This is a genomic window from Paenibacillus sp. FSL L8-0340, assembly GCF_038593145.1.
Lineage (GTDB): Bacteria > Bacillota > Bacilli > Paenibacillales > Paenibacillaceae > Paenibacillus_AQ.
In genome coordinates, this window is record NZ_CP151967.1 from 2,654,761 (window position 1) to 2,678,752 (window position 23,992).

At 53.3% G+C, this 23,992-nt stretch carries 28 protein-coding genes; 24 read left to right on the forward strand and 4 right to left on the reverse strand.

Translation table 11 applies throughout. From position 1 onward, the window contains the following. Positions 1 to 61 precede the first annotated feature (61 nt). The 8 genes from NST07_RS11700 (at position 62) to NST07_RS11735 (ending at position 6,430) form a co-directional block, all read left to right on the forward strand. On the forward strand, positions 62 to 1,270 hold the full coding sequence (locus tag NST07_RS11700) for a GTP-binding protein (RefSeq protein WP_341091803.1): 1,209 nt from the start codon (positions 62 to 64) through the stop codon (positions 1,268 to 1,270). A gap of 330 nt (positions 1,271 to 1,600) precedes the next feature. Then, positions 1,601 to 2,308 (forward strand): metal ABC transporter ATP-binding protein, encoded by a 708-nt coding sequence (locus tag NST07_RS11705; protein ID WP_340899203.1) that lies wholly within the window; start codon positions 1,601 to 1,603, stop codon positions 2,306 to 2,308. Beyond that, on the forward strand, positions 2,254 to 3,108 hold the full coding sequence (locus tag NST07_RS11710; protein ID WP_341097623.1) for a metal ABC transporter permease: 855 nt from the start codon (positions 2,254 to 2,256) through the stop codon (positions 3,106 to 3,108). Before NST07_RS11705 ends, NST07_RS11710 begins: the two co-directional genes overlap by 55 nt. A gap of 18 nt (positions 3,109 to 3,126) precedes the next feature. Beyond that, a complete protein-coding gene (locus NST07_RS11715; RefSeq protein WP_342481619.1) occupies positions 3,127 to 4,335 on the forward strand; it encodes a metal ABC transporter substrate-binding protein in 1,209 nt (402 codons plus the stop codon). A gap of 53 nt (positions 4,336 to 4,388) precedes the next feature. Continuing rightward, entirely contained in the window at positions 4,389 to 4,658 is a 270-nt protein-coding gene (gene rpsN, locus NST07_RS11720; RefSeq protein ID WP_076112279.1) for a 30S ribosomal protein S14, read from the forward strand. A gap of 71 nt (positions 4,659 to 4,729) precedes the next feature. Then, positions 4,730 to 4,945, forward strand: a complete 216-nt coding sequence (locus tag NST07_RS11725) for a DUF6157 family protein (protein ID WP_342481620.1) — start codon at positions 4,730 to 4,732, stop codon at positions 4,943 to 4,945. An 85-nt stretch (positions 4,946 to 5,030) separates the two neighbouring features. After that, entirely contained in the window at positions 5,031 to 5,789 is a 759-nt protein-coding gene (locus NST07_RS11730) for a GNAT family N-acetyltransferase (protein ID WP_341091808.1), read from the forward strand. Positions 5,790 to 5,803: 14 nt separating this feature from the next. After that, positions 5,804 to 6,430 carry a class I SAM-dependent methyltransferase gene (locus tag NST07_RS11735; protein WP_341091810.1) on the forward strand — a complete coding sequence of 209 codons (627 nt, stop codon included), beginning with the start codon at positions 5,804 to 5,806 and terminating at the stop codon, positions 6,428 to 6,430. 73 nt (positions 6,431 to 6,503) lie between these two features. On the opposite strand, the gene NST07_RS11740 is transcribed toward NST07_RS11735, so the two are convergent. Together NST07_RS11740 and NST07_RS11745 are read right to left on the reverse strand one after the other, a co-directional pair. Beyond that, complete coding sequence (locus NST07_RS11740; protein ID WP_342481621.1) at positions 6,504 to 7,310, reverse strand: MBL fold metallo-hydrolase; 807 nt, start codon at positions 7,308 to 7,310, stop codon at positions 6,504 to 6,506. Between the two features lie 215 nt (positions 7,311 to 7,525). Further along, positions 7,526 to 8,110, reverse strand: a complete 585-nt coding sequence (locus NST07_RS11745) for a helix-turn-helix transcriptional regulator (protein WP_341091814.1) — start codon at positions 8,108 to 8,110, stop codon at positions 7,526 to 7,528. A gap of 164 nt (positions 8,111 to 8,274) precedes the next feature. Here NST07_RS11745 and NST07_RS11750 point away from each other — a divergent pair, with 164 nt between their 5' ends. From NST07_RS11750 to NST07_RS11800, 11 genes are all read left to right on the forward strand, one after another. After that, positions 8,275 to 8,562, forward strand: coding sequence for a Dabb family protein (locus NST07_RS11750; protein ID WP_341091816.1), 288 nt, complete (start codon positions 8,275 to 8,277; stop codon positions 8,560 to 8,562). A gap of 213 nt (positions 8,563 to 8,775) precedes the next feature. Beyond that, entirely contained in the window at positions 8,776 to 9,210 is a 435-nt protein-coding gene (locus NST07_RS11755; protein ID WP_341091819.1) for a HepT-like ribonuclease domain-containing protein, read from the forward strand. 81 nt (positions 9,211 to 9,291) lie between these two features. Then, a complete protein-coding gene (locus NST07_RS11760; RefSeq protein ID WP_341091823.1) occupies positions 9,292 to 9,954 on the forward strand; it encodes a metalloregulator ArsR/SmtB family transcription factor in 663 nt (220 codons plus the stop codon). A gap of 100 nt (positions 9,955 to 10,054) precedes the next feature. Then, positions 10,055 to 10,501: a YtxH domain-containing protein gene (locus NST07_RS11765; RefSeq protein WP_341091824.1), complete on the forward strand. Its 447-nt coding sequence runs from the start codon at positions 10,055 to 10,057 to the stop codon at positions 10,499 to 10,501. 6 nt (positions 10,502 to 10,507) lie between these two features. Next, the gene (locus NST07_RS11770; protein WP_342481622.1) at positions 10,508 to 10,663 is read left to right on the forward strand and encodes a hypothetical protein; all 156 of its coding nucleotides are present in this window, start codon (positions 10,508 to 10,510) and stop codon (positions 10,661 to 10,663) included. Positions 10,664 to 10,765: 102 nt separating this feature from the next. After that, positions 10,766 to 11,572, forward strand: coding sequence for a glutamate racemase (gene racE / locus NST07_RS11775; RefSeq protein ID WP_341091828.1), 807 nt, complete (start codon positions 10,766 to 10,768; stop codon positions 11,570 to 11,572). 320 nt (positions 11,573 to 11,892) lie between these two features. Next, positions 11,893 to 13,101, forward strand: coding sequence for a M14 family zinc carboxypeptidase (locus NST07_RS11780; RefSeq protein ID WP_342481623.1), 1,209 nt, complete (start codon positions 11,893 to 11,895; stop codon positions 13,099 to 13,101). A gap of 180 nt (positions 13,102 to 13,281) precedes the next feature. Further along, complete coding sequence (locus NST07_RS11785) at positions 13,282 to 13,533, forward strand: hypothetical protein (RefSeq protein ID WP_038589573.1); 252 nt, start codon at positions 13,282 to 13,284, stop codon at positions 13,531 to 13,533. 126 nt (positions 13,534 to 13,659) lie between these two features. Then, positions 13,660 to 13,962: a heme biosynthesis protein HemY gene (locus tag NST07_RS11790; protein ID WP_038589576.1), complete on the forward strand. Its 303-nt coding sequence runs from the start codon at positions 13,660 to 13,662 to the stop codon at positions 13,960 to 13,962. Positions 13,963 to 14,003: 41 nt separating this feature from the next. Next, a complete protein-coding gene (locus NST07_RS11795) occupies positions 14,004 to 14,243 on the forward strand; it encodes a DUF1450 domain-containing protein (protein ID WP_038589579.1) in 240 nt (79 codons plus the stop codon). 248 nt (positions 14,244 to 14,491) lie between these two features. Continuing rightward, a complete protein-coding gene (locus tag NST07_RS11800; RefSeq protein WP_038589582.1) occupies positions 14,492 to 15,316 on the forward strand; it encodes an aldo/keto reductase in 825 nt (274 codons plus the stop codon). A gap of 127 nt (positions 15,317 to 15,443) precedes the next feature. Here NST07_RS11800 and NST07_RS11805 read toward each other — a convergent pair whose 3' ends face one another. Continuing rightward, the gene (locus NST07_RS11805; RefSeq protein WP_038589585.1) at positions 15,444 to 16,586 is read right to left on the reverse strand and encodes a class I SAM-dependent RNA methyltransferase; all 1,143 of its coding nucleotides are present in this window, start codon (positions 16,584 to 16,586) and stop codon (positions 15,444 to 15,446) included. Positions 16,587 to 16,772: 186 nt separating this feature from the next. Here NST07_RS11805 and NST07_RS11810 point away from each other — a divergent pair, with 186 nt between their 5' ends. After that, positions 16,773 to 17,402 (forward strand): O-methyltransferase, encoded by a 630-nt coding sequence (locus NST07_RS11810; protein ID WP_341091833.1) that lies wholly within the window; start codon positions 16,773 to 16,775, stop codon positions 17,400 to 17,402. A 44-nt stretch (positions 17,403 to 17,446) separates the two neighbouring features. On the opposite strand, the gene NST07_RS11815 is transcribed toward NST07_RS11810, so the two are convergent. Next, complete coding sequence (locus NST07_RS11815) at positions 17,447 to 18,667, reverse strand: MFS transporter (RefSeq protein ID WP_038589591.1); 1,221 nt, start codon at positions 18,665 to 18,667, stop codon at positions 17,447 to 17,449. A 227-nt stretch (positions 18,668 to 18,894) separates the two neighbouring features. Between NST07_RS11815 and hemE the strand changes: the two genes are divergently transcribed. The 4 genes from hemE to NST07_RS11835 all read left to right on the forward strand — a co-directional run bounded on the left by hemE (position 18,895) and on the right by NST07_RS11835 (position 23,971). Then, positions 18,895 to 19,956 carry a uroporphyrinogen decarboxylase gene (hemE, locus tag NST07_RS11820; RefSeq protein WP_341091836.1) on the forward strand — a complete coding sequence of 354 codons (1,062 nt, stop codon included), beginning with the start codon at positions 18,895 to 18,897 and terminating at the stop codon, positions 19,954 to 19,956. A 54-nt stretch (positions 19,957 to 20,010) separates the two neighbouring features. After that, a complete protein-coding gene (gene hemH, locus NST07_RS11825; protein WP_341091837.1) occupies positions 20,011 to 20,967 on the forward strand; it encodes a ferrochelatase in 957 nt (318 codons plus the stop codon). Beyond that, entirely contained in the window at positions 20,964 to 22,439 is a 1,476-nt protein-coding gene (hemG, locus tag NST07_RS11830; protein WP_342481624.1) for a protoporphyrinogen oxidase, read from the forward strand. The genes hemH and hemG overlap by 4 nt, the downstream gene beginning before the upstream one ends. Positions 22,440 to 22,678: 239 nt before the next feature. Further along, the gene (locus NST07_RS11835; RefSeq protein WP_342481625.1) at positions 22,679 to 23,971 is read left to right on the forward strand and encodes a CapA family protein; all 1,293 of its coding nucleotides are present in this window, start codon (positions 22,679 to 22,681) and stop codon (positions 23,969 to 23,971) included. Positions 23,972 to 23,992 lie beyond the last annotated feature (21 nt).

Sequence of the window (23,992 nt, forward strand, 5' to 3'; positions counted from 1 at the left end):
CGCTGCACATCACTTTTCATCTGTTATCCCTATCCCATCTAAAAGTCTAAGGAGTAAAACTATGAATAAAATTCCTGTTACCGTGCTCAGCGGATATCTGGGCTCCGGTAAAACCACATTGCTCAATCACATTCTGCACAACAGAGACGGCTTGAAGGTCGCTGTCATTGTCAATGACATGAGTGAGGTCAATGTCGATGCTAGTCTGGTAAAATCCGGCAACACGCTCTCCCGGACCGAAGAAAAGCTGGTGGAAATGTCCAATGGGTGCATCTGCTGCACACTCCGCGACGACCTGCTGCGTGAAGTGAGCAATCTGGCCGCGGAAGGCCGGTTTGATTATATCCTGATCGAATCCTCCGGGATCAGCGAGCCGGTTCCGGTCGCGCAGACCTTTACGTATGCCAATCCTGATCTGGATATTGACCTGACGGAGCTCGCCAGACTGGACACGATGGTCACCGTTGTGGATGCCAACCGTTTCTGGCATGATTTCGCTTCCGGAGACAGTCTGATCGACCGTAATATGACGGCAGGCGAAGGGGATTTCCGCGATATTGTAGATCTGCTCATTGATCAGATTGAGACCTGCGACGTATTGCTGCTCAACAAATGCGATCTCGTTGAAGAGCAGGAGCTGAACAAGCTTGAGGCTGTGCTGCGCAGACTTCAGCCGGGCGCCAAGATCATCCGTACGGTTAACGGTGTCGTTGATCCCAAGGAGATTCTTAATACGCATTTGTTTGATTTTGAGAAGACAAGCATGTCCTCCGGCTGGATTGCGGAGCTGAATAAGGAGGAGCATACACCGGAGACTGAAGAATATGGCATTGGCTCCTTCGTCTACCGGCGCAGAACACCTTTCCACCCGCAGAGGTTAAGCTTCTTCTTCAGCAATTGGCCGGAAGAAGTTGTGCGGGCGAAGGGGCTGGTCTGGCTGGCCGCGAAGGGCGATCTCGCCGCGAGCTTAAGCCAGGCCGGGCCTTCTATCCAATTTGGTCCGGCCGGTTACTGGCTGGCGACTCTGCCGAAGGAGCAGCAGCTTGAAGTGCTGGCGGCCGAGCCTGACGTGAAGGCCGGATGGGACGAGCAGTGGGGCGACCGGATGAATGAGATTGTGTTCATTGGAGTGGCCATGGACCGTGCGGCGATTGAAGCCAGACTGGACCGCTGTCTGCTTACCGGAGAAGAACTGCAGCAGGACTGGAGCCAGTTCAATAATCCGCTTCCTTGGCCTGCCGAGGAGCTGCTGGCAGCCGCTCAGGAGTAGAGGCGGTAAGCGAGCACAAGTAGAGAGCGGATCTCATAGAGGGTGCCTCAGCCAGTTCGCATTTAGAAGGACCTGTTTCCACATGAGAGTGGAGAATGGGTCCTTTTATTAAAATGTGCTTTCTTTATGAAGATAGGCTGCTGCGGGAGATGCCCGGTTGACTTTGGAATCAGCATTTTGTGCTGACATTAATCGTTGTTAATCATAATAATTACGATTAATTTGCCATAATGGGTTTACAAATCGTAATCATTACGATAATATGTTTGGAGTCAATACGTAATATTTACGATTAATCCAAAGCGGATTAGGTAAGAAAGGATATGTGCCATGATTTTATCATCCATGCGGGATGTGGTGTTTGGTTACGGGAACGAGCCTGTGATTGACTCCCTGTCGCTTGATATTGAAGCCGGTCAGTTCATCGGGATTACCGGCCCGAACGGTGCGGCAAAGACCACGCTGCTGAAGCTGTTGTTGGGTCTGCTGCGTCCGTGGAGCGGAACAGTCACACTGAACCGGGAAATCACAGGAGGTGGCAAGCTTGCTGTCGGCTATGTTCCGCAGCAGGTGGCTTCCTTCAATGCCGGATTTCCTAGCAAGGTTATTGAACTGGTCCGTTCCGGCTGCTATGCCCGGCTTGGCTTGTTCGGCAGGTTTACGAAAAGTGAGGAAGAAATTGTCGAGCGCAGCCTGAGACAGGTGGAGATGTGGGACTACCGTGACCGCCGGATCGGGGAATTGTCCGGCGGGCAGAAGCAGCGGGTCTGCATCGCCCGTGCGCTCGCGGGACAGCCTCAGGTACTGGTGCTGGATGAACCGGCCACAGGCATGGACATCGCCAGCCGTACCGGATTCTACAAGTTGATGCGACATTATGTCAGCCAGCACGGGCGCACTGTCATTATGGTCACGCACGGCCTGGAGGAGACAAGCGCTTATCTAGATACAGTGATCAGCCTGGAACGGAAGGAACAGGAGGGCTGGCAATGCTTGGTTACGAATTCATGCAGCGTGCATTTTGGGCCGGGGGCCTGATCGGGATCATCGGGCCGCTGCTCGGCGTATATCTGATGCTCCGCCGTCAGGTGCTGATGGCCGATACCCTCTCCCATGTGTCGCTCGCGGGTGTGGCGCTGGGTTCGGTGCTGCAGCTGAATCCCGCACTCAGCGGCTTCGCAGTGGCTGTCATCGGCGGTATCGTCATCGAGCAGCTACGCCGTTCTTACCGTACATACAGCGAGCTCCCGGTTGCCATTATTATGACCTCAGGGCTAGCGCTGGCAGTTGTGCTGATGAGCTTACAGCAGAATCTGAGCAAGAGCTTCAGCTCGTATCTGTTCGGCTCTATCGTAGCTGTGAGTGATACCCAGCTTAGACTGATTGCTATCGTCACAGCGGCAGGCCTGCTGTACTTCGTCCTGCTGCGGCGGCCGCTCTACAGCCTGACCTTTGACGAAGAGACGGCCAGCATCGGCGGCGTGCATACGGGCCTGTTATCCTTTTCGTTCGCTGTGCTCACCGGGATGACCGTTGCGGCAGCGATGCCGGTGGTAGGGGTATTGCTGGTGTCCGCACTTATTGTGCTGCCAGCATCACTTGCGCTGCGTGTCGCTTCCGGCTTCACCGCCGCGGTTCTGATTTCGATTGGCGTGGGCCTCACCGGTGTTATTAGCGGCCTGGCAACATCCTATTATATCAATACGCCTCCCGGAGGCACAATTGCCCTCATTCTGCTGTTGTTCCTGCTGACCGCCATCGCAGTGCAGAAGCTGAGCAGGCGGCGGAACCGCCGTAACACACATAAATCCTTAAGTAAATTCCATAAACCCATATAAGAACAGGAGTTAACATTTATGAAGTCTAAATTCAATATCCGCCATCTTGCCGTCTTGTCCCTATCAACCCTGCTGATTGCCGCCGGTTGCGGCAAAAACAATAGCGCAGATCCTGCCGCTACTGCTGCTACTGCTTCTAATGCGCCAGCAGCCGAGACAACTGCCGTTCCGGCAGCAGACAAGCTGGACATTAAGGTCAGCTTCTACCCGATGTATGAATTCACCAAGAATGTTGCTGTCGGGCTTGCCGATGTCGAAGTCTTGGTTCCGGCCGGCATGGAGCCGCATGACTGGGAACCGACAGCACAGGATATGGCCAAGATTACGGATGCCGATGTGCTCGTGTATAACGGAGCCGGCATGGAGGGCTGGGTCGAGCAAGTGCTGGACAGTGCTTCGGGCAGTAAAATGGTCACCGTGGAAGCCAGCAAAGGGCTTGAAATTAAGGAAGGCTCAGAGGAAGAAGCGGATGCTCACAGTCATGAGCATGAGGAAGCCGGACATGCCGGGGAAGCCCATGATCACGAGCATGAGGAAGCCGGACATGCGGAGGAAGCCCATGATCACGAGCATGAAGAAGCCGGACATGCGGAGGAAGCCCATGATCACGAGCATGAGGAAGCCGGACATGCGGAGGAAGCCCATGATCACGAGCATGAAGAAACCGGACATGCGGAGGAAGGCCATGCTCATAATCATGGCGGTCTGGACCCCCATGTCTGGCTAGCTCCTGAACTTGCAATCAAGGAAGTGCGTACAATCGAAGCCGCGTTGTCCGCTGCTTCCCCAGCGAACTCGGCTGCCTTCAAAGCTAACGCTGAGGCCTATATTGCCAAACTGGAGGCACTGCACCAAGAGTTTCAGGATGGACTCAAAGATTCAAAACGCAAAGATTTTATTACCCAGCATGCTGCCTTTGGCTATTTGGCTGAGGCATACGGCCTGACACAGGTGCCGATTGCCGGCCTCTCTCCGGAACAGGAGCCATCTGCTGCCCAAATGGCCGGAATTGTTGAATTCGCCAAGGCCCATGACGTAAAAACAATCTTTTTCGAGACGCTGGTATCCTCCAGTGTGGCTGATACTATTGCCCAGGAAATTGGTGCTAAGGCCGCTGTCTTGAATCCGATCGAAGGACTGACGGATGAGGACCGCAGCAATAACCTTGATTATATCGGTATCATGCGTCAGAACCTGGAAGCGCTGAAGACGGCACTTAACGAATAGAGCAGGATTCATCATTGGCAACTCAATCAAACAACGGAAGGCGGATATATAATATGGCCAAGAAATCAAAAGTAGTCAAAGAATTAAAACGGCAGGAATTGGTGGCTAAATACGCAGATAGACGGAGAGAGCTGAAGGCTAAAGGAGATTATATGGCCCTGCAGAAGCTGCCGCGCGATTCCTCCGCTACCCGGCAAAAGAACAGATGCACTGTTTCCGGCAGACCCAGAGGGTATTTAAGCAAATTTAAAATTTCACGGATCGTCTTCCGGGATCTGGCGCTGAAGGGTCAAATCCCCGGCATAACCAAGTCCAGCTGGTAAAATCAGGTGTTGTGTTCCAGCTTTGAAGAAGCGGCTAATTCCCAACTTTACAGGGGATTGGCCGTTTTGCTGTGTTCATTATCTTTGCCTGGGTTTACGGAGTGGACTATTATAGAAGAAAAGCAGGATTGATTCCAGCAGGGAGATTCATCGAAATATGGGGAGCGTTGTTCTCCAAAAGCAATCCCTGCCTGCGGGCCTCGATGCTGTCCAAACGGTACGGCTGGGGCATGCACTTTAATGATGAGGGCAAAATTGCCCTGTATGCCAAGGCATCACCTAAATAGGATCACTTTACGTCACATGAGGATGCAGGCGTAAAGCTGCTGAATGCAATGCGCAGCAAACGCAGCTGAGAAGGGAGGAACAAGTTTGTACAAGTCAATAGAAGAGCTTACGCTGAATACCTGGCCTGCGGAGCAGAGCGTAATGCTGGAGGGCTGGGTGCTGCGTTCGGCAGCGGGCTATACGAAACGGGCGAATTCGGTCAACCCGCTCTACGGCCCGGAGGAACAGGATGCCGGACTTGGAATGTTAGGGAAGATCCGGCTTGCAGAACAATATTATGAGGATGCAGGGCTGAATCCCGTATTCAAAATCACTCCGTATGCCCGGCCTGCCGGTCTGGATAAGGAACTGGAGTCGCAGGAATATGGCCTCGTCGAGCCGTCATCCGTCCGTGTTCTTGACCTGCAGGACCTGCCTGAATTACACAATGTCTATACGCTGCAGATCCGCGGCGAGCTGACAGAGGAGTGGCTGGAGGCCTTCGCTGATTTTGCCGGGTTGTCCTCCGGGAACCGGGAGACGCTGTGCCGAATGCTGACCGCTTCCTGTTTGAAGCAAGGTTACGCTCTCTTGCTCAAGGAGGGTCTTCCGGCTGCCTGCGGGCTTGGGGTAATCCAGCATGGGTACATAGGGCTGTATGATATCATCACAGCTCCGGCTCACCGCAGACAAGGGATGGCGGAGCAATTGATTCTGGGACTGCTCCACTGGGCCAAGGCCCAGGGTGCCGCAGCCTCCTTTTTGCAGGTGGTACAGGCGAATAAAGGCGCTTCGGCTCTATACGACAGGCTGGGCTACAAGGAGATTTATGAGTATTGGTACAGGGTCAAAATCCGGGAATAGAGGAGGCGGTGCATGTGTCACAATACTGGAGCGAAAGATTTGCCCGGGAAGGTATGATTTGGGGAGAACAGCCCAGCGGATCGGCGGTACGGGCTAAAGCGTGGTTCCTTGAGCAGGGGGTCAAGTCCGTCCTGGTTCCGGGTGCGGGCTATGGCCGCAATACGAAGGTGTTCTCGTCTCAGTTTGACACTTACGGCATAGAGCTGAGCAGTGCTGCGCTGAAGCTTGCTGCGGAATGGGACAGCAGAACAAGGTTTATCGAAGGATCGGCACTGGAGCCTCAGCTGGAGCACCAGGTGGATGCTGTCTACTGTTACGATGTGCTGCACTTGTTTCTTGCCGGTGAGCGGTGCAATTTGATTGATGCGGCTCTTGCGCAGCTGCGGCCCGGTGGCCTGCTCTACTTCACCAGCTTCTCTGATGAAGATCCGAACTATGGCTGCGGAAGAAGGCTGGAGCCGGGGACCTACGAGTATAAGGAGGGAAAATATGCCCACTTTTTCAGCGATGCCGATTTGCGTGAGCATTTTGCCGGAACGGAGATTGTAGAGACTGGCACATTTACGGATTCGCTGCACAGTCCGCAGGGCGGAAGCCATGAATACATACTGAGAACTATTCTCGCATGCAAAAGAGGATAGAACCCTAGCAGTAAGACGCTTTTTTTGTAGTCCGCGTAACCGGATTTCAGCTTGCCGGCCACGCGGTTCAGACCTATACGAATTTCCCTTGAGTCGGGACAGACAGCTCCTTGAATGTCTTGCATAAATGAGCCAATGCGGGCGACAGCTCTGGAACAGCCATGGGCAGGCCATGCCCGGCAAGCAAGACTTGCGGATCGAGAAGTGCGAGCTTGCGCACAGACTTCTCCGCCTCCACCCAGTCTAACGTGAAATAAGCCGGAGGACCGTGCAGTTCCTTGTGCTGTGTAATTACCGCAAATGCCGATTCCTGCTTCACTGTAATTAAAGCGTCTCCTGCTACAAGCACCCTGTCCTCGGGACGGAAAAGTGAGATATGCCCCGGGCTGTGCCCCGGCGTATGCACCCATGTCCATCCTTTGGCCCCAGGAACACTTCCATCTTCCGGCAGCGGATGCACATCTGCGCCGAGATCAATGCCACGGTGGGGATAAAGCGGGGCTGCTACGGCCATCAGGCCGCCGCCAACGGATGGATCAGCCGGGGGATAATCCTCTTTACCGGTGAGATAAGGCAGCTCCAAGGGGTGGGCATACACCGGAGTTCCTTTCCATTCTTCCAGCAGCTCCTTCAGGTTGCCGACATGATCAAAATGCCCGTGCGTCAGCACAATCGCCTGCGGCGGTTTGCCAAACTGCTCTCTGGCTATGTGCATAATGCTCCCTGCGAAGTTTCCAAGGCCTGTGTCGACCAGAATCCAATCTGATCCAGACCGGCCAATAAAAGCTGTGTTCGCAAATAAGGTCCGAAGACCCAACACTCCGGCTGCCACTTCCCATGTTTCGGTAAAACCGGCAGTCAGTATACCGTTCCATTCCATCCGCGTTCCTCCTGTTTGTTACTAGCTCAAAGTGAGTTCACCATGTAGTATGGCCTTTTTCATAAAATAAAAAGCATAGCTTCACAAAGCAATTCCCATCAGGAGGAAACGTCAAATGGCCCTTCTCGCAATGAAGAAGGACCTTGTGTGTTTGGGTATTGAGTAAATGTACTTAGGACAAGCAGTTTGCTGGATGAACCTGCGGTTAAATCGGATTAATGCAGCTCGCAATCGGCGAACAGGATATGCCGCGGGATATGGAAGAAATTCTCTGCTTTCTCCTGCAGTGCGAGGGTTGGGAGATGGCTCTGATGCAGCCATTTGCGGAAGGTGCCGGGATGGACACCGATCCAGATGCTGACATCGGTGACGGAGAAATCGTAAACCATGCACAGACCCGTAAGAATGACATTGCTGCGGGGGGAGCCCGCAAGCGTTCTTTTCATAAACCGTGAAGGTGTCGGCTGGCAGACTATCGGACTTTGCCGTACAAGTGCCTCGTTGAACAGGATGTGGGACGGATAGCCAAGCAGGCGGCAGACCTTGTCCAGATTGGTTCTGGAGGGAATGCGGCCTTCGTACACCCAGGCGCTTACACTACGCGAGGAGACGGAGAGCTCTTCCGCAAGCCGGGACAGCTTAATGTCCTTGGCCATCAGGATGGCAAGCAGCACACGGTTGCGGATTTGGCTGCGTTTAGGCCGGCGAAATCTTTTGACCCGTACACCTTGTCCGAGATATTTACGGTTGATCAGAGACCAGGCCTGGATTTTGTGAGATTCTGGTTGATTCTTAGGCATACTTCCTCCGAATTTTTAAGGTTATACTACAATACTTTCTGAAGTGCTGCAATGGTTAATGCTGTAATTGCTTACATACATGCTTAAGTTTCTTTCAGAAGTGATGGTGTTATGATATATTTTTAATAATCATTTTACAAATTTAATCGTTGGGAGCGAAATAGATGATTAAGCATATTGTGTTTTTTAAATTGAAAGACCGGTCCCCGGAGAAGGTCGATGCCACAGTTCAGGTCCTGCGGAACATGGAAGGCAAAATTCCGCAGCTGCTCTCCATCGAGGTCGGTGCCGATCTGATTCATTCCGAGCGTTCCTTTGATATTGCACTTGTAACGGTGGTAGCATCCATGGAAGATTTGCAGGCTTACCAGGTTCACCCGGCCCATAAGGAAGTTATTGCCCATATCAATGAGGTCAAGGAGCTTTCGATTGCAGTAGATTACGAAATCTAAAGCAGTATGACTGTAGCAGGAAAACCCATTAAATACCGAAAGCGGTGACGTAAATGCGTGAGCTTGAGTATCCGATGGAAGCCTTAACGTATCTGATCGTATTTTTGGCAGCCTGCTTTATTATGCTGTTCTGGCTGAAGCGCCGCGGCAAACGCGGAAAGTAGCAGCCATTACTTTCGTTCTATTTAAACTACCAGAGTTGGAGGGTCAGCTGTGTATTATGTCAACCGGAAGCAAATCGAAATGATACTTGGCCAAATCCCCGATATCAGAGCCGGTCTTCAACATGCGGCATCTGCATGGGATGGCAGCATCCTCACAGGACTCGTTCAGGAACGATGCCTGCATTTGGCGATAGAGGTGGTGACTGATGTCGGCAGCTACCTGATCGACGGGTTCATCATGCGTGATGCCGGCAGCTATGAAGATATTATCTCCATTATCCATGAAGAAAAAGTCCTTGGTGACAGCGGAATCTACGAGGTGCTTATCCAGCTCGTAGCACTGCGCAAACCGCTGGTGCAGGATTATTATACCTGGGAGCGCAGCGCGCTGCATCCGTTAACCGATGTGCTTCCGCAGGTGCTGGAGAAGTTCGCGGAGGAAGTGCACAGGTATCTGGACCAGGAGCTGGGTGCCGGACAATAACTGGGAAATAGCCTGAACTAAGCCAGTGCTGCACAACTATTATACACGGCGACAGCCGTGAAAGAGAGGAGGTCCTTGCGGATGAAAAAGGGGCAGGAAGGCGGATCTACACGACGTTTGATTATGACACTTCTGAAGAAGAAAGGCCCGCTGACGATCGGTGCGCTGGCGGAGGAACTGGGAATTACCGAGATGGGCGTACGGCGTCATGTACTGCAGCTGGAGCAGGAATCGCTGGCCAAGACCAAGGTCGTCCGCCAGGCTATGGGCCGTCCTCTGCATGTCTATTCACTGACTGAGCGGGCTGAAGACCATTTTCCCAAAAGCTATCATAACCTGGCGCTTGAATTGCTGCGGGAGCTGGATCACGGCAGCGGCCTGGAGGCCGTCAATGTACTGTTCGAAGGCCGGCGGCGGCGGATGCTGGCCCAGTACGCTCCAATGATGGAGAACTGCAATCTGGAGGAGCGGGTTGCCGAGCTGTCTTCCATCCAGAATGCCGGAGGTTACATGGCTGAATGGAATAAGGAAGAGGACGGCTCCTATATTATGCGCGAATATAATTGTCCGATCCGCCAGGTAGCGACCCAATACCGGAAGGCTTGCCAATGTGAGCATCAGCTGTTCGAGGAACTGCTGGATGCCAAAGTTACGCGCAGTGAATGTATGGCGGAGGGCGGCCAGTGCTGCCGTTACGATATTACGCCCAGAGAAAAAGACAAAACTTCTGAAATGATTCCCTAATCAGTCACGGGACAAAACATCCATGCTTATGATATACCAGAACTAGGCGATTGCCCGGGTGGCCGGGCAGAGGCACTTGAATCCAAAGGAGAGATTGAGGATGAAAAAGGAATCCAAAAGTTTGCTGTGGGGTATTTTGGCTGGTAGTGTGGTAGGTTCAGTGACAGCCCTGCTGCTCGCTCCTAAACCGGGCAAAGAGCTGCGTAAAGAGATTGCGGAAGGCACCACCGGAGCCATTGATAAGGTGCAGGATGTCGCCGGGCAGGCCGGAGACAAAGGCGCGGAGCTGTACGGTAAAGCTAAAGAGGCGGTAGAAACGGTTGTAACCGAAGTCAAGGAATGGAGCAAGCAGCACATTCATACCGGTGAGGAAGAAAAGTATATTACCCTCAGCGGAATTTCAGTTAAAGAGCCCGAGGCAGTATCGGACGTTGCGGAAGTTGCTTTTGAAGAGGTTGCCGCAGGCAGTGATGAACCCGCAGTGGAGATCGAAGACGTTCTGGAGGATGGAGTGAAGGACGACAAAGGCAACGGTGAGACCGCCTGATTTCACTTGGATAGGTTATGCTCAGGGAATCCGAATGATATATACGCTTCCGGCCAAGAGCCGCTTTTCGCAACGTGGCGGAAGGTGGCTCTTGGCGGCTGGAACAACAGTGGAATAATGGGCTGGACACCGGAGCCGATCAATGCTTCTCTTGAACTGTAACGGCAAAAGGAGTATTATCTGCAATTGGGGCTGAAGGCCAGGTACACTTTGTTTAAGCCTTACATAAGCTACACAAAACAAGTAAAAGGAAGCGGTGTGTTCGTGCAGCAAGCTATAGCAATATTGGACTCGGGTGTGGGGGGACTTACGGTTGTCAAAGAAGTAATGAGACAGCTCCCGCGGGAGAAAATCATCTATTTTGGAGATACTGCCCGCGCCCCTTACGGACCCCGTTCAACCGAGGAAGTGAAACTGTTCACCGAGCAAATCGTGGACTATCTAATTCAATTTAATCCTAAAATGATCGTTATTGCCTGCAATACTGCAACTGCGGCAGCTCTTGACTATATCTCCGCCAAGGTATCCATTCCTGTCATCGGAGTTATCCATCCCGGTGCCCGTGCGGCGATCAGCGCAACAAAAATAGGCCAGGTCGGCGTAATTGGCACCATCGGAACCATTAAGAGCGGAGCCTATACCGCAGCGCTTCAGGAGTTGTCTCCGTTTGTCAAGGTAGTCAGTCAGGCCTGCCCGGCGCTTGTCCCTTATGTCGAGCAGGGGTTGTTCCGCACGGCGGAGAGTGAAGCGGCGGTGGCGGAATCTCTCAACGGGATCAAGTATGAACCGATTGATACACTGATTCTGGGCTGTACCCACTATCCGTTCCTGGTAGAACCGATTGGCAAGGTCATGGGACCCGGTGTTAAGCTGATCAGCTCCGCAGATGAAACCGCGCGGGAGATTAGCACGATCCTATATGACAAAGGTAAGCTTGCCCGCGGGGATGAAAGTCCGATTCATCAATTTTTCTGCAGCGGAGATGCCGAGATGTTCCAGCGGATCGCACGCGATTGGCTTGGAGAACAGATTAAGCGCACTCCCGTTGTGTGGCAGGTATCTTCGTTATAGGCTTTACTGTGAGGAAACAATAGGGACAATCCCTCAGATTCGGAAATTTCAGAATCAAGGGCGTTTAGGATAGACCGGGAGGTATCACTCCGGGTCTTTTTTTAATAGTATCGGAAGTTATACCATACAAAAAACATTCAGGATTATTGTATGCGTTTACATTTATTTGTGCGGAAGGGCAAACTGTGCTCATTTCTTTCATGCAGGGCAGTAGGGGCTGCATACAATAGGGTTGAGGGCTGTGTCCCGTTGTCTCCGCGGATATTGTCCGCCCGGGCGGCAGGGATGACGGCAACTAGAGGGCCGAGAGGATGAGACATATGCAGCAATATATTGCCCGCAGGGGAGATACCGTTAGCCGAATTGCCGCCAGGCATGGACTTACACCGGAGCATGTATTTCAAGGAAACCCATGGGCCGGCAGGCAGCCTTATTTATATCCGGGCCAAATCCTGTTTCTGCCTTCCGCTCCGCGCAGACGTTATTCTGTACAGGAGGGGGATGACGCCGGGTTGATTGCCGCTTTATTTAATGTGAGTATAGATGAGCTTGAAATGCTGAATCCCGGAGTGACCTCAGGCCGCTGCTGCATACCGGGCAAAGTGCTGGTTATTCCTCCGGCGGCTTCGCGGTCTGTAGTGTCTGTACGCAGTGAATATGGTCCGGATGATGTCGAGCAGGATATCGGCAAACTGGTGGCCAAATACCCGTTTGTTACAAGAGACAGCATTGGCGCAAGTGTGCTCGGCAAGCCGCTCCACCTGCTGAGGATAGGCAGCGGGCCCCGTCACCTCCATGTCAACGCTGCACTACATGCCAACGAGTGGCTGACCTCGCCGTGCCTGATGTCGTTCATCGAACAATATGCCGCTGCGTATGACGCAGGCAGGGATTGGCACGGCCACCGCCCCGAAGAGTGGCATAAGCATTGGACCTTGTGGGCAGTACCTATGGCTAATCCGGATGGGGTGGAGCTGGTGCAGGAGGGGGTACTGCCCGGCCAGCCCCACTATGAGGAGCTGCTGCAATGGAATTGCGGGCGGCGGAGCTTCCGGCATTGGAAGGCTAACATCCGCGGGGTAGACCTGGGGGATCAGTTTCCGGCCCACTGGGAAGAGGAACAGGCGCGCCGGGGAGTGCCGGGTCCTGCCCCGCGGGACTACAGCGGACCGGAGCCGCTCAGTGAGCCGGAAGCCGCCGCGCTGATGGTTCTGGCGGAGCAGTATCCCGGTGATGCAGCCGTATCCCTGCACAGCCAGGGCGGAGAGATCTACTGGAACTACCGGGGATATGAGCCGCCGGAGAGCAAGGAATGGGCGGCAAGGCTGGCAGCGGCGAGCGGCTACCGGGCCGTTGAGCTGAGCGGCAGCGATGCCGGCTATAAGGACTGGTTCATTCAGCGCTTCCGGAAGCCGGGCTTCACGGTGGAGCTCGGAATCGGTAAAAATCCGCTGCCGCTGGCTGATTTTGAAGACATGGCGCTGGAAACCGGGCTTATTTTGGGTGCTATACTCTCAAATTTGAAATAAAAATGAAACAAACTCTGTAAATTTGCGTAATATAACAGCAAAGGGTACGGCCGCAGTCATTCCTATACGTGCTTTGCGGCTGAATCCTTTTTTATGGAGATAACTGATTAAGCCCTGTCCAATATTATCCCAGTGTCTGGATTCAATATATTACCTATATCATTATTTAGGAGGACCGTCATGAAATTCAGAAAACTGCTTTCGCTTAAACAATGGTCCCATATCTTCCGTAATTCCTGGCAGTATGTCATTTCTCCCAATGTCACGATAGGGGACAAGCTGCTGTTCACCATACCAGTGCTGCTCTACTGGGTGCTTCCTGATTTTATGCCGTTTCTGCCGATTGACGACATTGGTGTGACGATGCTGCTGATGGGCTGGTTTGTATCGCGGATGGACCGCAAATATCCTGCCCTGAAGAGCGGAAGATGAATTTTTAGAGAATCTTTATACGCTCCGTTCTGATCTATTTCGCCGATATGGTTGCTTTTACAGGTTACTTTCCTTAAAATAAATTATTGAGTATTTAAATTTAAGATGCCTGGGAGATGGATGAGGATGAACGTCAAAATTACCCGCAATGCGGCTAAAGTGATAAAGAAAACAATGGAGCTTGAAGGCAACAGCGAGCTCAAGCTGCGCGTAGCCATTACCCATGCTCACGGCGACCATGCCCACTACGGTCTGGATTTGGACACGCCTAAAGAGAATGATGTGGTAGTATCCACAGATAAGGAGATCGATGTGATTCTCGATCCGAACCAGCCGCTGCTGGATGGGGTGAAGATTGATTACCTGTATTTCCCTGAAGAAGGTTTTGTCATCACTAATCCGTCTAAAGGAAATCATGGCGATCACTAAACGTTCGCCCGTACCTTACGGACATTAAGAAGGGTTGCTTTATGGCTAACGAAATACAAATTTGCGATCAATGCAATTACACGAGAATGAAAAGCATTCTTCCCAAGCTGCGAAAGATGGCTCCCGATGCGGAGATCAAGATTGGCTGCAAGTCCTACTGCGGACCTTGCGGCAAGCGGGCCTTTATCTATATCAATGGCCGTTACATCAGTGCTCCGACTGAAGATGAGGTGCTGGCGAAAGCTGCAGCCTTTGTCAAGCAGCCGGCAGTTAAGGAATAACTCCGTCATATATCTCAAGGGGTGGCAATCGAACGGTTGTTTAGCCGACCCATTGCCACCCACAACAAGATTCGCCTCCGCTGACCAAGCGGGGGCTTTTTACTTTCGCAAATTTGCAGTGTGTCCTCTTCGGTCTTTCCGGTTCTGCCGATCCGCTCAGGTTCTGCCTGGTTTGGGAGCCGGGGAGGCACATGGTATAATGAACCTGTTGTCTAAACTGATCTATACATAGGAGGGAATGATACTGTATGAAGCATCTTACCGACGGAACGATTCTGAATAATGGGGTTGTCATGCCCTGGTTTGGTCTCGGCACTTACAAAGCAGAGGGCGAAGAGGTCGCTAAGGCCGTCACGACCGCTCTTGAGCTGGGTTACCGGAGCATAGACACCGCAGCGGTATATGGGAATGAAGAGGAAGTGGGCCGGTCGATAGCCGCCAGCGGCGTAGACCGGGACAGCCTGTTCGTGACCACAAAGGTATGGAACAGTGATCAGGGCTATGATACGACCCTGCGGGCTTTTGAGACTAGCAGCAAGAAGCTGGGACTGGATGTGATCGACCTTTATTTGATCCATTGGCCGGGCAAGGATAAATATAAAGAGACTTGGCGTGCACTGGAGCGCCTTAATCAGGAAGGCCGCGTCCGGGCGATCGGGGTCAGCAATTTCCAGATTCATCATCTGCAGGAATTGCTGAAAGACAGTGACACTGTGCCTGTTATCAATCAGGTGGAGCTGCATCCGCGGTTTATCCAGAAGGAGCTGCATGATTTCTGCGCACAGCATCACATTCAGATCGAAGCGTGGGCTCCGCTGATGAAAGGCAGACTGCAGGAGAACGAGCTGCTGAAGAACATTGCGGACAAACATGGCAAGACCGTATCACAGGTTATTCTGCGCTGGGGGCTTCAGAGCCGTATCGTGATTATTCCGAAGTCGGTCACTCCGTCCAGAATTAAGGAGAACAGCGAAATCTTTGATTTCGAGCTGTCGCAGGAGGAACTGGCTGCGATCAGCGGACTGGACGCCGGGGAGCGGATCGGCACTGATCCGGATAAATTGTTGTTCTAGGGAGTCAAAAGCCATGAGCTGGCTTATGGGAGCAGCCTCGCTAAAAAACCGGGCAGCGATCCATCCGTAACTGGAGGATCGCTACCCGGTTTTCTTTTAAAGTCTGTGAAACAGCACCGTATCGTAATCAGCTTTGAGGGTTGCGCGGTGGAAGCGGCCCAAGGTATTGATAATACTGGCATTCGATCCGCCCGTTATACAGCTTGCGGCGCTTGTCCGCCTTGCGTCCGTACAATTGCTCAAATTCTTTTGACGGGCTGATGGCGAAGAAGGACCATGTCGGGAGGTACAGCATCATTTCGCCGAACTGGCGGGTCAGGCGCTCGACTTCCTTGTCGTTGCTGAGCCGTTCCCCGTAAGGCGGATTGGTAATGATGCAGCCGTATTCGCCTTCCGGCCGTGCCTTCGCGGCAGCGATGTTCTTGAAGGTGATTTCACCGGCAAGACCGGCGCTTTTGGCGGCGGCTTCGGCAATTTCAATCGCCGCAGGATCAATGTCGCTCCCGGTCAATTGCAGCGGATAATCATCGCGCACGGCGTCGAAGGCTTCCTCGCGGGCTTCCTCCCACAGACGTTTCGGGATTTCCGGCCAATGCTCGGAAGGGAATGAACGCCGCAGTCCCGGCGCGATGTTCCAGGCGATCATCGCCGCTTCAATCAGCAGCGTGCCTGAGCCGCAGCAAGGATCGTACAGCGGACGGTGGCCGTTCCAGCGGCTGAGCTGGATCAGGGCGGCCGCCATCGTTTCCTTCAGCGGCGCTTCTGTAGCCTGACGGCGGTAGCCGCGTTTGTGCAGCGCCGGGCCGGTCGTGTCCAGCGTGATCAGGGCGATATCATTCAGCAGAATCATCTCAACCACATAACGTGGTCCATTTTCGGGGAACCACTCCGTACGGTACGAAAGCTTCAGCTTCTCGACGATGGCTTTCTTGACAATCCCCTGGCAGGCGGGTACGCTGGTAAGCTGGGATTTATGCGAGCGGCCTTCCACAGGGAATTCCCCATTCTCGGGAATCCAATCCTCCCAGTTGATCGCTTTGACGCCTTCGAACAGCTCATCGAAGGTTTTGGCCGGAAACTGGCCCATTTTAACGAGTACACGGTCTGAGGTGCGCAGCCATAAATTGCAGCGGCAGATGTCGATATAATCTCCGCTGAACAATACCCGTCCGTTCTCGACGGTGGTCTCATAACCCAGTTCGTTTAATTCGCGTGCTACTACAGCCTCCAGCCCCATGGGGGCGGTGGCGATCAATTGTAATTTGCCCAAATGCTCTCAACTCCGTTTAACTTGTAGATGGTAACGCAATGCCAGTACAATAAGGTAAGTTACCGCAAGGCGATACAGCGTATTGCGGCATCCTAAATATGCGCCTCGTCAAGGACGGCGCAGCTGATCCTTCTAAGTATAGGGGAATGCGCGGGACTTCACAACATGAACTAAAGGAGAATACATATGCCTAACCAAGAAGAATACAGCGAACAGCTTTATACAGAGGATGAGCTGCTGCTTGAAGTGAAGAAAGCAATCGCCCGGAACAACATGCCAGAGGTGTCCATCGCTCCGGGCTATGGACGGCTGCTCACCATGCTGGTGGGCCTGTCCCGTTCAAGGAACATTCTGGAGATCGGCGCGCTTGGCGGGTACAGCGGCATCTGCCTGTGCCGCGGACTAGCGGACGGCGGAAGTCTGACATCGCTTGAGCTGAAGGCCGAATATGCCGGACTGGCCGAGCGCCACCTGCAGCAGGCCGGATTCGGCGATACAGTGGAATATAAAATCGGCCCTGCGCTGGACAGCCTGAAGCTGCTCGAAGCGGAGGGCCGGTCTTTTGATTTCTTTTTCATTGATGCCGACAAGGAGAATTACCCGAATTATCTAGAATATGCGATCAGGCTGGCTTCCCCGGGTGCGGTCATCGCCGGGGATAATATCTTCCTGCGCGGCCGCACCTTGAACACGGACAAGAACGGACCCGCCGTGCAGGCGATGCGCCGTTTCAATGAAATGATAGCATCTGATCCACGCCTGAATAGTACACTGCTCCCCGCTTATGACGGACTGGCTTTGGCGGTAGTAAAGTAACACCGGATTTGCGCTTAGGGTACCTGACGGGATTGTTTCCTGCGTTAGCGGAATAGCCGCGGCTCCGTATTCTTATACAGCTTGAGCCGTACCCAGACGGTATTGATCAGCAGGAAGCAGCCGGAGATGATGAACAGGCCCTCAATGCCGATATAGCCCGACAGGAATCCGCCGATCACCGCTCCCAGCATATTGCCAAGGGCCAAAGTGCTGCTGTTGAAGCCGAAAGCCCGGCTCTCCTTACCGTCAGGCGTATAGGAACGGATAAGTGCATTGACGCTCGGGAGCAGCCCCCCCATGAAGACGCCCATCAGGAAACGGACAATAATCAGCTGCCAGACGCTGGTTACAAAAGCCTGCGGGATCAGGAACAGCGAAGCTCCGATCAGCGCAAAGGTTAAGATCCGGTGGGCGCCGATTTTGTCGCTCAGCTTGCCCAGTACCGGGGAGGCCAGCATATTGGAGATTCCGGTAACCGCGCTGACCATTCCTGCCCAGAAGGCGATGTTCACAGCGGAGCCGTGCAGCTTCTCGACATAGAGAGGCAGCAGCGACATCGGGCTGATCATTGCAAACTGCAGCAGAAAGGTTACGCCGAACAAGGCCGGAAGCTGCGGAACCTTGGCCAGCTCCTTGAAGCCTTCCATTACGGAAACCTGCGGAACCTGCGCGGCCTCGACCCGGTCAAATTTCTCTTTGACCAGGAACAAGGCCAGCAGCGAGGCGACGAACAGCAGCGCCCCGACGACATAGAAGATCGGGCGGAACCCGATCCAGTCAGCCAGCGCCCCGCCGATCAGCGGTCCCAGAATAGTACCGGCAACCGACCCGGACTGCATCAGCCCCATGGCGAAGCCCATCCGGGGTTTAGGTGTCGTTCCCGAGACGAGCGCGATGGAGGCCGGGTTGAAGCCGGAGATGGTTCCGTTCAGCAAACGGAGCAGCAGCAGCTGCATTGGAGACTGCGCAAATCCCATCAGCACAATGACGATCGCCATGCCGAAGCTGGAGCGCAGCAGCATAATTTTGCGGCCGTATTTGTCGGCCAGCTTGCCCCACAACGGCTGGAACAGAAATGAGGTCAGAAAGTTCGCGGCGAAAATAAGACCGGCCCACATTCCGATTGCATGATCACCCTGGACTCCCAGATCTTTGGCAAGATAAAGGGACAGGAACGGGGTAATCATGGTCATCCCGGCATTTACCAGGAATTGGCCAAACCAAAGCACCATGAGGTTGACTTTCCATGTCTCCCAATTCTTCAAAGTGCTTTCACTTCCTTTCAGAGGATTCAAAGAGGAAATATTCACGAAAAATTGACATTCTATCAGTATATCATAGTTTTTTGGCTGGACGGTGCAACACTTGTCATAGTAATGTCATGGGATTGTCATTCCATGAAGGGTGGAGTGGTTGTTACCTACTTTTAAAAAGGGCATAATAAGTTATATGTGTTTACAAATAACCTATCAAATCTAATGGAGATCTTATCATGACCTACAATGACACTTTTATCCGTGCCTGTAAGAAGCAAGAGACTGACCATGTTCCTGTATGGTACATGCGCCAGGCCGGACGTTATGATCCAGAATACCGTAAAATCAAGGAGAAATACTCGCTGCTGGAAATCTGCAGCCAGCCTGAGCTTGCAGCGGAAGTAACTCTGATGCCTGTACGCAAGCTGGGTGTGGATGCGGCGATCCTCTATTCTGACATTATGAATCCGGTGGCGTCGCTTGGCGTGAAATTCGACATCGTCAAGAATATCGGCCCGGTAATCGAGAATCCGATTGCCTCCGCAGCCGATGTGGACAGATTGAAGCCGATTGATGTAGAAGGGGATCTCAGCCACATCCTCAAGACCATTGCCATACTGGACAAGGAGCTGGAGGTGCCGCTGATTACCTTTGCAGGCGCGCCGTTTACCATTGCAAGCTATCTGATCGAAGGCAGGCCTTCCAAGAGCTATCACCGCACGAAAGAGATGATGTTCAGCCAGCCCCGGGTCTGGGAGAAGCTGATGGAGAAGCTGGGAGATATGGTGATCGCCTATCTGCGTGCCCATGTCCGCAGCGGCGGCAAAGCGTTCCAGCTGTTCGACAGCTGGGTAGGTGCTCTGGCTCCCCGTGATTTTGAACAATATGTCCTGCCAACTATTACGCGTATTTTTGCCGAACTTTCGGATCTCGATGTACCTAAGATCTATTTTCCCGGCGTAAGCTCCGGCGAACTGCTGCCAAGCCTAACGAATCTTAAGGCTGATGTCATCGGAGTCGACTGGCGTGTGAGCCTGAGTGAAGGCAGACGAAGAACAGGCGGAAGATTTGCCATCCAGGGTAATCTGGACCCTTATCTGCTTACAGCACCGATGGAGGTACTGAAGGAGCGGGCCAAGGAACTGATTGATGAAGGCATAAGGGAGCCGGGGTATATTTTCAACCTGGGTCACGGCTTATTTCCTGAGGCTTCTCTGGACACGCTAAGAGAGTTGACTGAGTATGTGCACGAGTACTCGGAGCAGGCGCTGAAAGAAGCTGCACAGCCAAGAGCTTAGGTTGAACAGCAGATTGCAGAGTATGGACATTATTCGTAAAAGGGGATGGAATCTGTGACAGCAAAAATCGGAGTTCTCGTGATGTCATACGGCACGCCTGAAAGTCTGGAGGGCGTAGAGGCTTATTACACCCACATCCGGCGCGGCAATCCACCTTCAGCCGAGCAGCTGAAAGAACTAAAGGACCGTTATGAAGCCATTGTCGGCGGGGTCTTCCCGCTTAGAGAGAACACAGACCGGCAGGTGGAGGCATTGCAGGAGGCGCTCAACAGCGGCCACAGCGGCGAGGATGTTCAATATGTGTGCTATCAGGGGCTTAAGCATGCGCATCCGTTTATCGAAGACGGTGTTGAAGCTATGGCGCGGGATGGCATCACCCAGGCGGTCGGGATTGTACTTGCCCCCCATTATTCGGTAATGAGTGTAGGAACCTACATTAAACGTGCCAAGGAAAAGGCTGAAGCCAGCGGAGTCAATATGGAATTTGTGGAGAGCTATCATCTGCATCCCGAGCTGATTGATGTGCTCACCCGCAGAGTGTCTGCCAAGCTTGACCTCTTTGAAGAGACCGGTGCCGCCCGGGATGAGGTTCGGGTATTGTTCAGCGCCCATAGCTTGCCTGAACGGATTCTGGCCATGGGCGACCCGTACCGGGATCAGCTGCTGGAAACGTCAAAAGCCATCGCCGAGCAGGCTGGTGTAACCTCCTGGCAGTTTACCTGGCAGAGTGCGGGCAGAACGGCTGAGCCTTGGCTGGGCCCGGACATTCTGGATACGCTGCACGAGCTTGGCGAAGCTCAGGTGAAATACGTGCTGTCGGCCCCGATCGGTTTTGTTTCCGACCATTTGGAAGTGCTGTATGACCTAGACATTGAGGCGCAGGCACTGGCTTCGGAACTGGATCTGCGGCTGATGCGCACCGATTCGCTGAACAGTGACCCGGCCTATATGTCGGTCCTCAGCGATGTGGTGCGCACCAAAGCCAGTCAACTGAAGGTGAACCAGTCATGACGGGTTCACCCCGTAAGGTAGTCATCATCGGCGGAGGCCTCAGCGGCCTCAGCGCCGCTTTTTACGTTCGCAAATACTACCGGGAAGCCGGAATACAGCCGGATACTGTGCTGATCGAGAAGGAGAAGGTGCTGGGAGGTAAGATCGAAACCTTGCAACGTGACGGCTTCGTCGTTGAGAAAGGGCCGGATTCTTTTCTGGCCCGCAAAACGGCCATGAGCGATCTGGCCAAGGAACTGAAGCTTGATCATGAGCTGGTCACCACCAATCCGAATGCCAAAAAGACGTACATACTGCAGCGCGGCAAACTACACCCTATGCCGGCGGGGCTCGTTCTCGGCATTCCTACAGAGCTGAAGCCATTCCTGAAGAGCGGGCTTGTGTCGTTCAGCGGCAAAATGCGGGCGATGCTGGACTTCGTTCTTCCGCCGCGCCGGAGCAGCGAAGATGAATCGCTCGGCCAGCTGATTGAGCGCCGTCTTGGCACTGAGGTGCTGGAGAATATGACCGAACCTCTGCTTGCCGGTATATATGCCGGAGATATGCGCAAGATCAGCCTACAGGCGACCTTCCCCCAGTTCGGTGAGGTGGAACGCCAATACGGCAGTCTCATCCGTGGAATGACTACGGGACGCAAGCCTGTTGAGACGCATACCGGTACCAAAAAAAGCGCCTTCCTGACCTTTCGCAAAGGACTGCAAAGTATGGTTGATGCCCTGATTCATGAACTGCATGATGTGGAGCAGCGCACCGGAACGGGCGCCGCCCGTATTACCGTCCGCAAAGATAGCGGCCGCTCTGCTGCAACCGAATCCGGTCCGCGCTACACGGTAGAGCTGGATAACGGCGAAACGCTGCTGGCTGACGATATATACGTCACAGTGCAGAATTTTGCTGCCGCTGGGCTGCTCCGCCCCCATGTGGATGTGTCTGCATTGGATGACGTCAACTATGTGTCGGTAGCCAATGTGGTAATGGCCTTTGCCAAGAAGGATATTGTTACGGAATATGACGGCTCGGGGTTCCTTGTTCCCCGTAAGGAAGGGCGCAATATTACCGCCTGCACCTGGACTTCTACCAAATGGCTGCATACAAGCCCTGAGGACAAGGTATTGCTGCGCTGTTATGTCGGACGTTCAGGCGATGAACAGAATGTTGAGCTGCCGGATGAGGCGCTTGCTGAGCTGGTACGCAAGGATCTGCGGGAAATTATGGGAGTGGGTGCACAGCCGCTCTTCACGGAGATTACCCGGCTGAAGCATTCCATGCCGCAGTATCCGGTCGGCCATCCCGGCCGTATCGCAGGGCTGCGGAGTGAGCTATCGCAGAAGCTCCCGGGCGTCTACGCTTTTGGCGCCGGTTATGATGGCATCGGAATGCCTGATTGCATCAAACAGGCCAAGGAGACGGCTGAAGCCGCAGCCGGAAGCTTGAACAAGCAGCCCGCACCTGTGGGTGCATCCATAGGTTAGAACCAGACGGTGAAGCGGAGGTGGTGGCGCTTCACCGTTTTTTTATTATGGAATTCCCGCCCGGCTATTTTGGAGGGAGCAGCATGAGTTATGCTATAATAGAACCAATTTAAAGGCAAAGGGGATTGTTTGTACCCATGTATCCGCCGAGATCACGCACACGACAGAACAATAAGCGCAGCACTAAACGCCGACGCAGAAGGGTTTGGGCGTGGACCAACGTAAGTATGCTTTTGTTGATGACCGCTATGCTAACCTATTATTTTATTGGAGATCACGACAAAGAGAATGCTGCCCCGCCACCGCCGTCAGAGATGGTAGTTTCGCCCTCACCGGATGCCGTGACACCTGAGCCTGAAGCTACGGCCACCGTAACTCCTGAGGTCACAGCTAGTGCTGAACCTACTCCAGACCCCTCTACTGAGGCTTCACCGGCACAGGAGAATATAGCAGAGGCAACGCCGTCCCCCGAGGCTAGTAGAGCTCCAGAGACTGCAACAGGTTCCGGAGACGATGGAGATGGCGGAGATGGAGGTCAGAATACCGTCGATGCGGTTTCCGGATTGCCGGAGAATGCCGGGGACACAGTCACGCTGAATTTTGCCGGGGACGTCATTTTTGCCGGCAAGGTCGGGGAACTGCTCCAGAAGAAAGGGTATGATTATTCCTATTCTGCCCTGAATGGAATGTTTAAGAAGGATGATCTCACCGTAGTGAATCTGGAAACACCGATTACTACGGGTGGTGTGAGCGCCGAGAACAAGCAGTTTGTGTTCAAGGGAGCACCAGAGGCCTTGGATGCGTTGAAGTCAGCCGGTGTGGATGCGGTAAATCTTGCCAATAACCATACGCTGGATCAAGGGGAGCAGGGGCTGCTCGATACTCTGAGCAACCTCAGCAAGCGGGGGATTCCTTATGTAGGAGCAGGAGCCGACAGCAAGGAAGCTTATACGACTCAGTATTTTGAGCGCCAGGGAATCCGGATAGCCTTGCTTGGCTTCACGCGTGTTATTCCTCATACGGACTGGATCGCCGGAGCGAAGAAGCCCGGTGTTGCTTCTGTCTATGACAGCAGAGAAGGACTGAAAGCCATCGCCGCTGCCAAGAAGAAGGCTGACTTGGTCGTTGTAGTTGTCCACTGGGGGAAGGAACGGGTTGAACAATATGATGTGACCCAGCAGGAGCTGGGTCGCAGCTTTATTGATGCCGGAGCAGACCTGGTGATGGGTGGCCACCCGCATGTGCTGCAGGGGATAGAGCCGTACAAGGGCAAATGGATCGCTTACAGCACAGGCAATTTTATTTTTACACGGTCCAAGGTTCCTGCTACTTGGGAGACCGCTGTTTTTCAGGCACAATGCACGGTCAAAGGCGAGTGTTCGCTGAAACTAAGCCCGATGGACGCCGGATTAGGCCAGCCGGTGCCTATGAATGATTTGAATGGACAGCTTTTGCTGAATAAGGTTCAATCCTTATCTTCAGGACTCGTAACCATCAGAAACGACGGAACCGTCTTACAAGCCGGCAAATAGGGCTAAACCAATAAGATAGTC

Coding starts and splice junctions, on each gene's coding strand:
- NST07_RS11700 (WP_341091803.1), top strand. CDS start 62: ATGAATAAAATTCCTGTTACCGTGCTCAGCGGATATCTGGGCTCCGGT.
- NST07_RS11705 (WP_340899203.1), top strand. CDS start 1,601: ATGATTTTATCATCCATGCGGGATGTGGTGTTTGGTTACGGGAACGAG.
- NST07_RS11715 (WP_342481619.1), top strand. CDS start 3,127: ATGAAGTCTAAATTCAATATCCGCCATCTTGCCGTCTTGTCCCTATCA.
- rpsN (WP_076112279.1), top strand. CDS start 4,389: ATGGCCAAGAAATCAAAAGTAGTCAAAGAATTAAAACGGCAGGAATTG.
- NST07_RS11740 (WP_342481621.1), bottom strand. CDS start 7,310: ATGGAATGGAACGGTATACTGACTGCCGGTTTTACCGAAACATGGGAA.
- NST07_RS11745 (WP_341091814.1), bottom strand. CDS start 8,110: ATGCCTAAGAATCAACCAGAATCTCACAAAATCCAGGCCTGGTCTCTG.
- NST07_RS11750 (WP_341091816.1), top strand. CDS start 8,275: ATGATTAAGCATATTGTGTTTTTTAAATTGAAAGACCGGTCCCCGGAG.
- NST07_RS11760 (WP_341091823.1), top strand. CDS start 9,292: ATGAAAAAGGGGCAGGAAGGCGGATCTACACGACGTTTGATTATGACA.
- NST07_RS11765 (WP_341091824.1), top strand. CDS start 10,055: ATGAAAAAGGAATCCAAAAGTTTGCTGTGGGGTATTTTGGCTGGTAGT.
- NST07_RS11780 (WP_342481623.1), top strand. CDS start 11,893: ATGCAGCAATATATTGCCCGCAGGGGAGATACCGTTAGCCGAATTGCC.
- NST07_RS11785 (WP_038589573.1), top strand. CDS start 13,282: ATGAAATTCAGAAAACTGCTTTCGCTTAAACAATGGTCCCATATCTTC.
- NST07_RS11790 (WP_038589576.1), top strand. CDS start 13,660: ATGAACGTCAAAATTACCCGCAATGCGGCTAAAGTGATAAAGAAAACA.
- NST07_RS11795 (WP_038589579.1), top strand. CDS start 14,004: ATGGCTAACGAAATACAAATTTGCGATCAATGCAATTACACGAGAATG.
- NST07_RS11800 (WP_038589582.1), top strand. CDS start 14,492: ATGAAGCATCTTACCGACGGAACGATTCTGAATAATGGGGTTGTCATG.
- NST07_RS11810 (WP_341091833.1), top strand. CDS start 16,773: ATGCCTAACCAAGAAGAATACAGCGAACAGCTTTATACAGAGGATGAG.
- hemE (WP_341091836.1), top strand. CDS start 18,895: ATGACCTACAATGACACTTTTATCCGTGCCTGTAAGAAGCAAGAGACT.
- hemG (WP_342481624.1), top strand. CDS start 20,964: ATGACGGGTTCACCCCGTAAGGTAGTCATCATCGGCGGAGGCCTCAGC.
- NST07_RS11835 (WP_342481625.1), top strand. CDS start 22,679: ATGACCGCTATGCTAACCTATTATTTTATTGGAGATCACGACAAAGAG.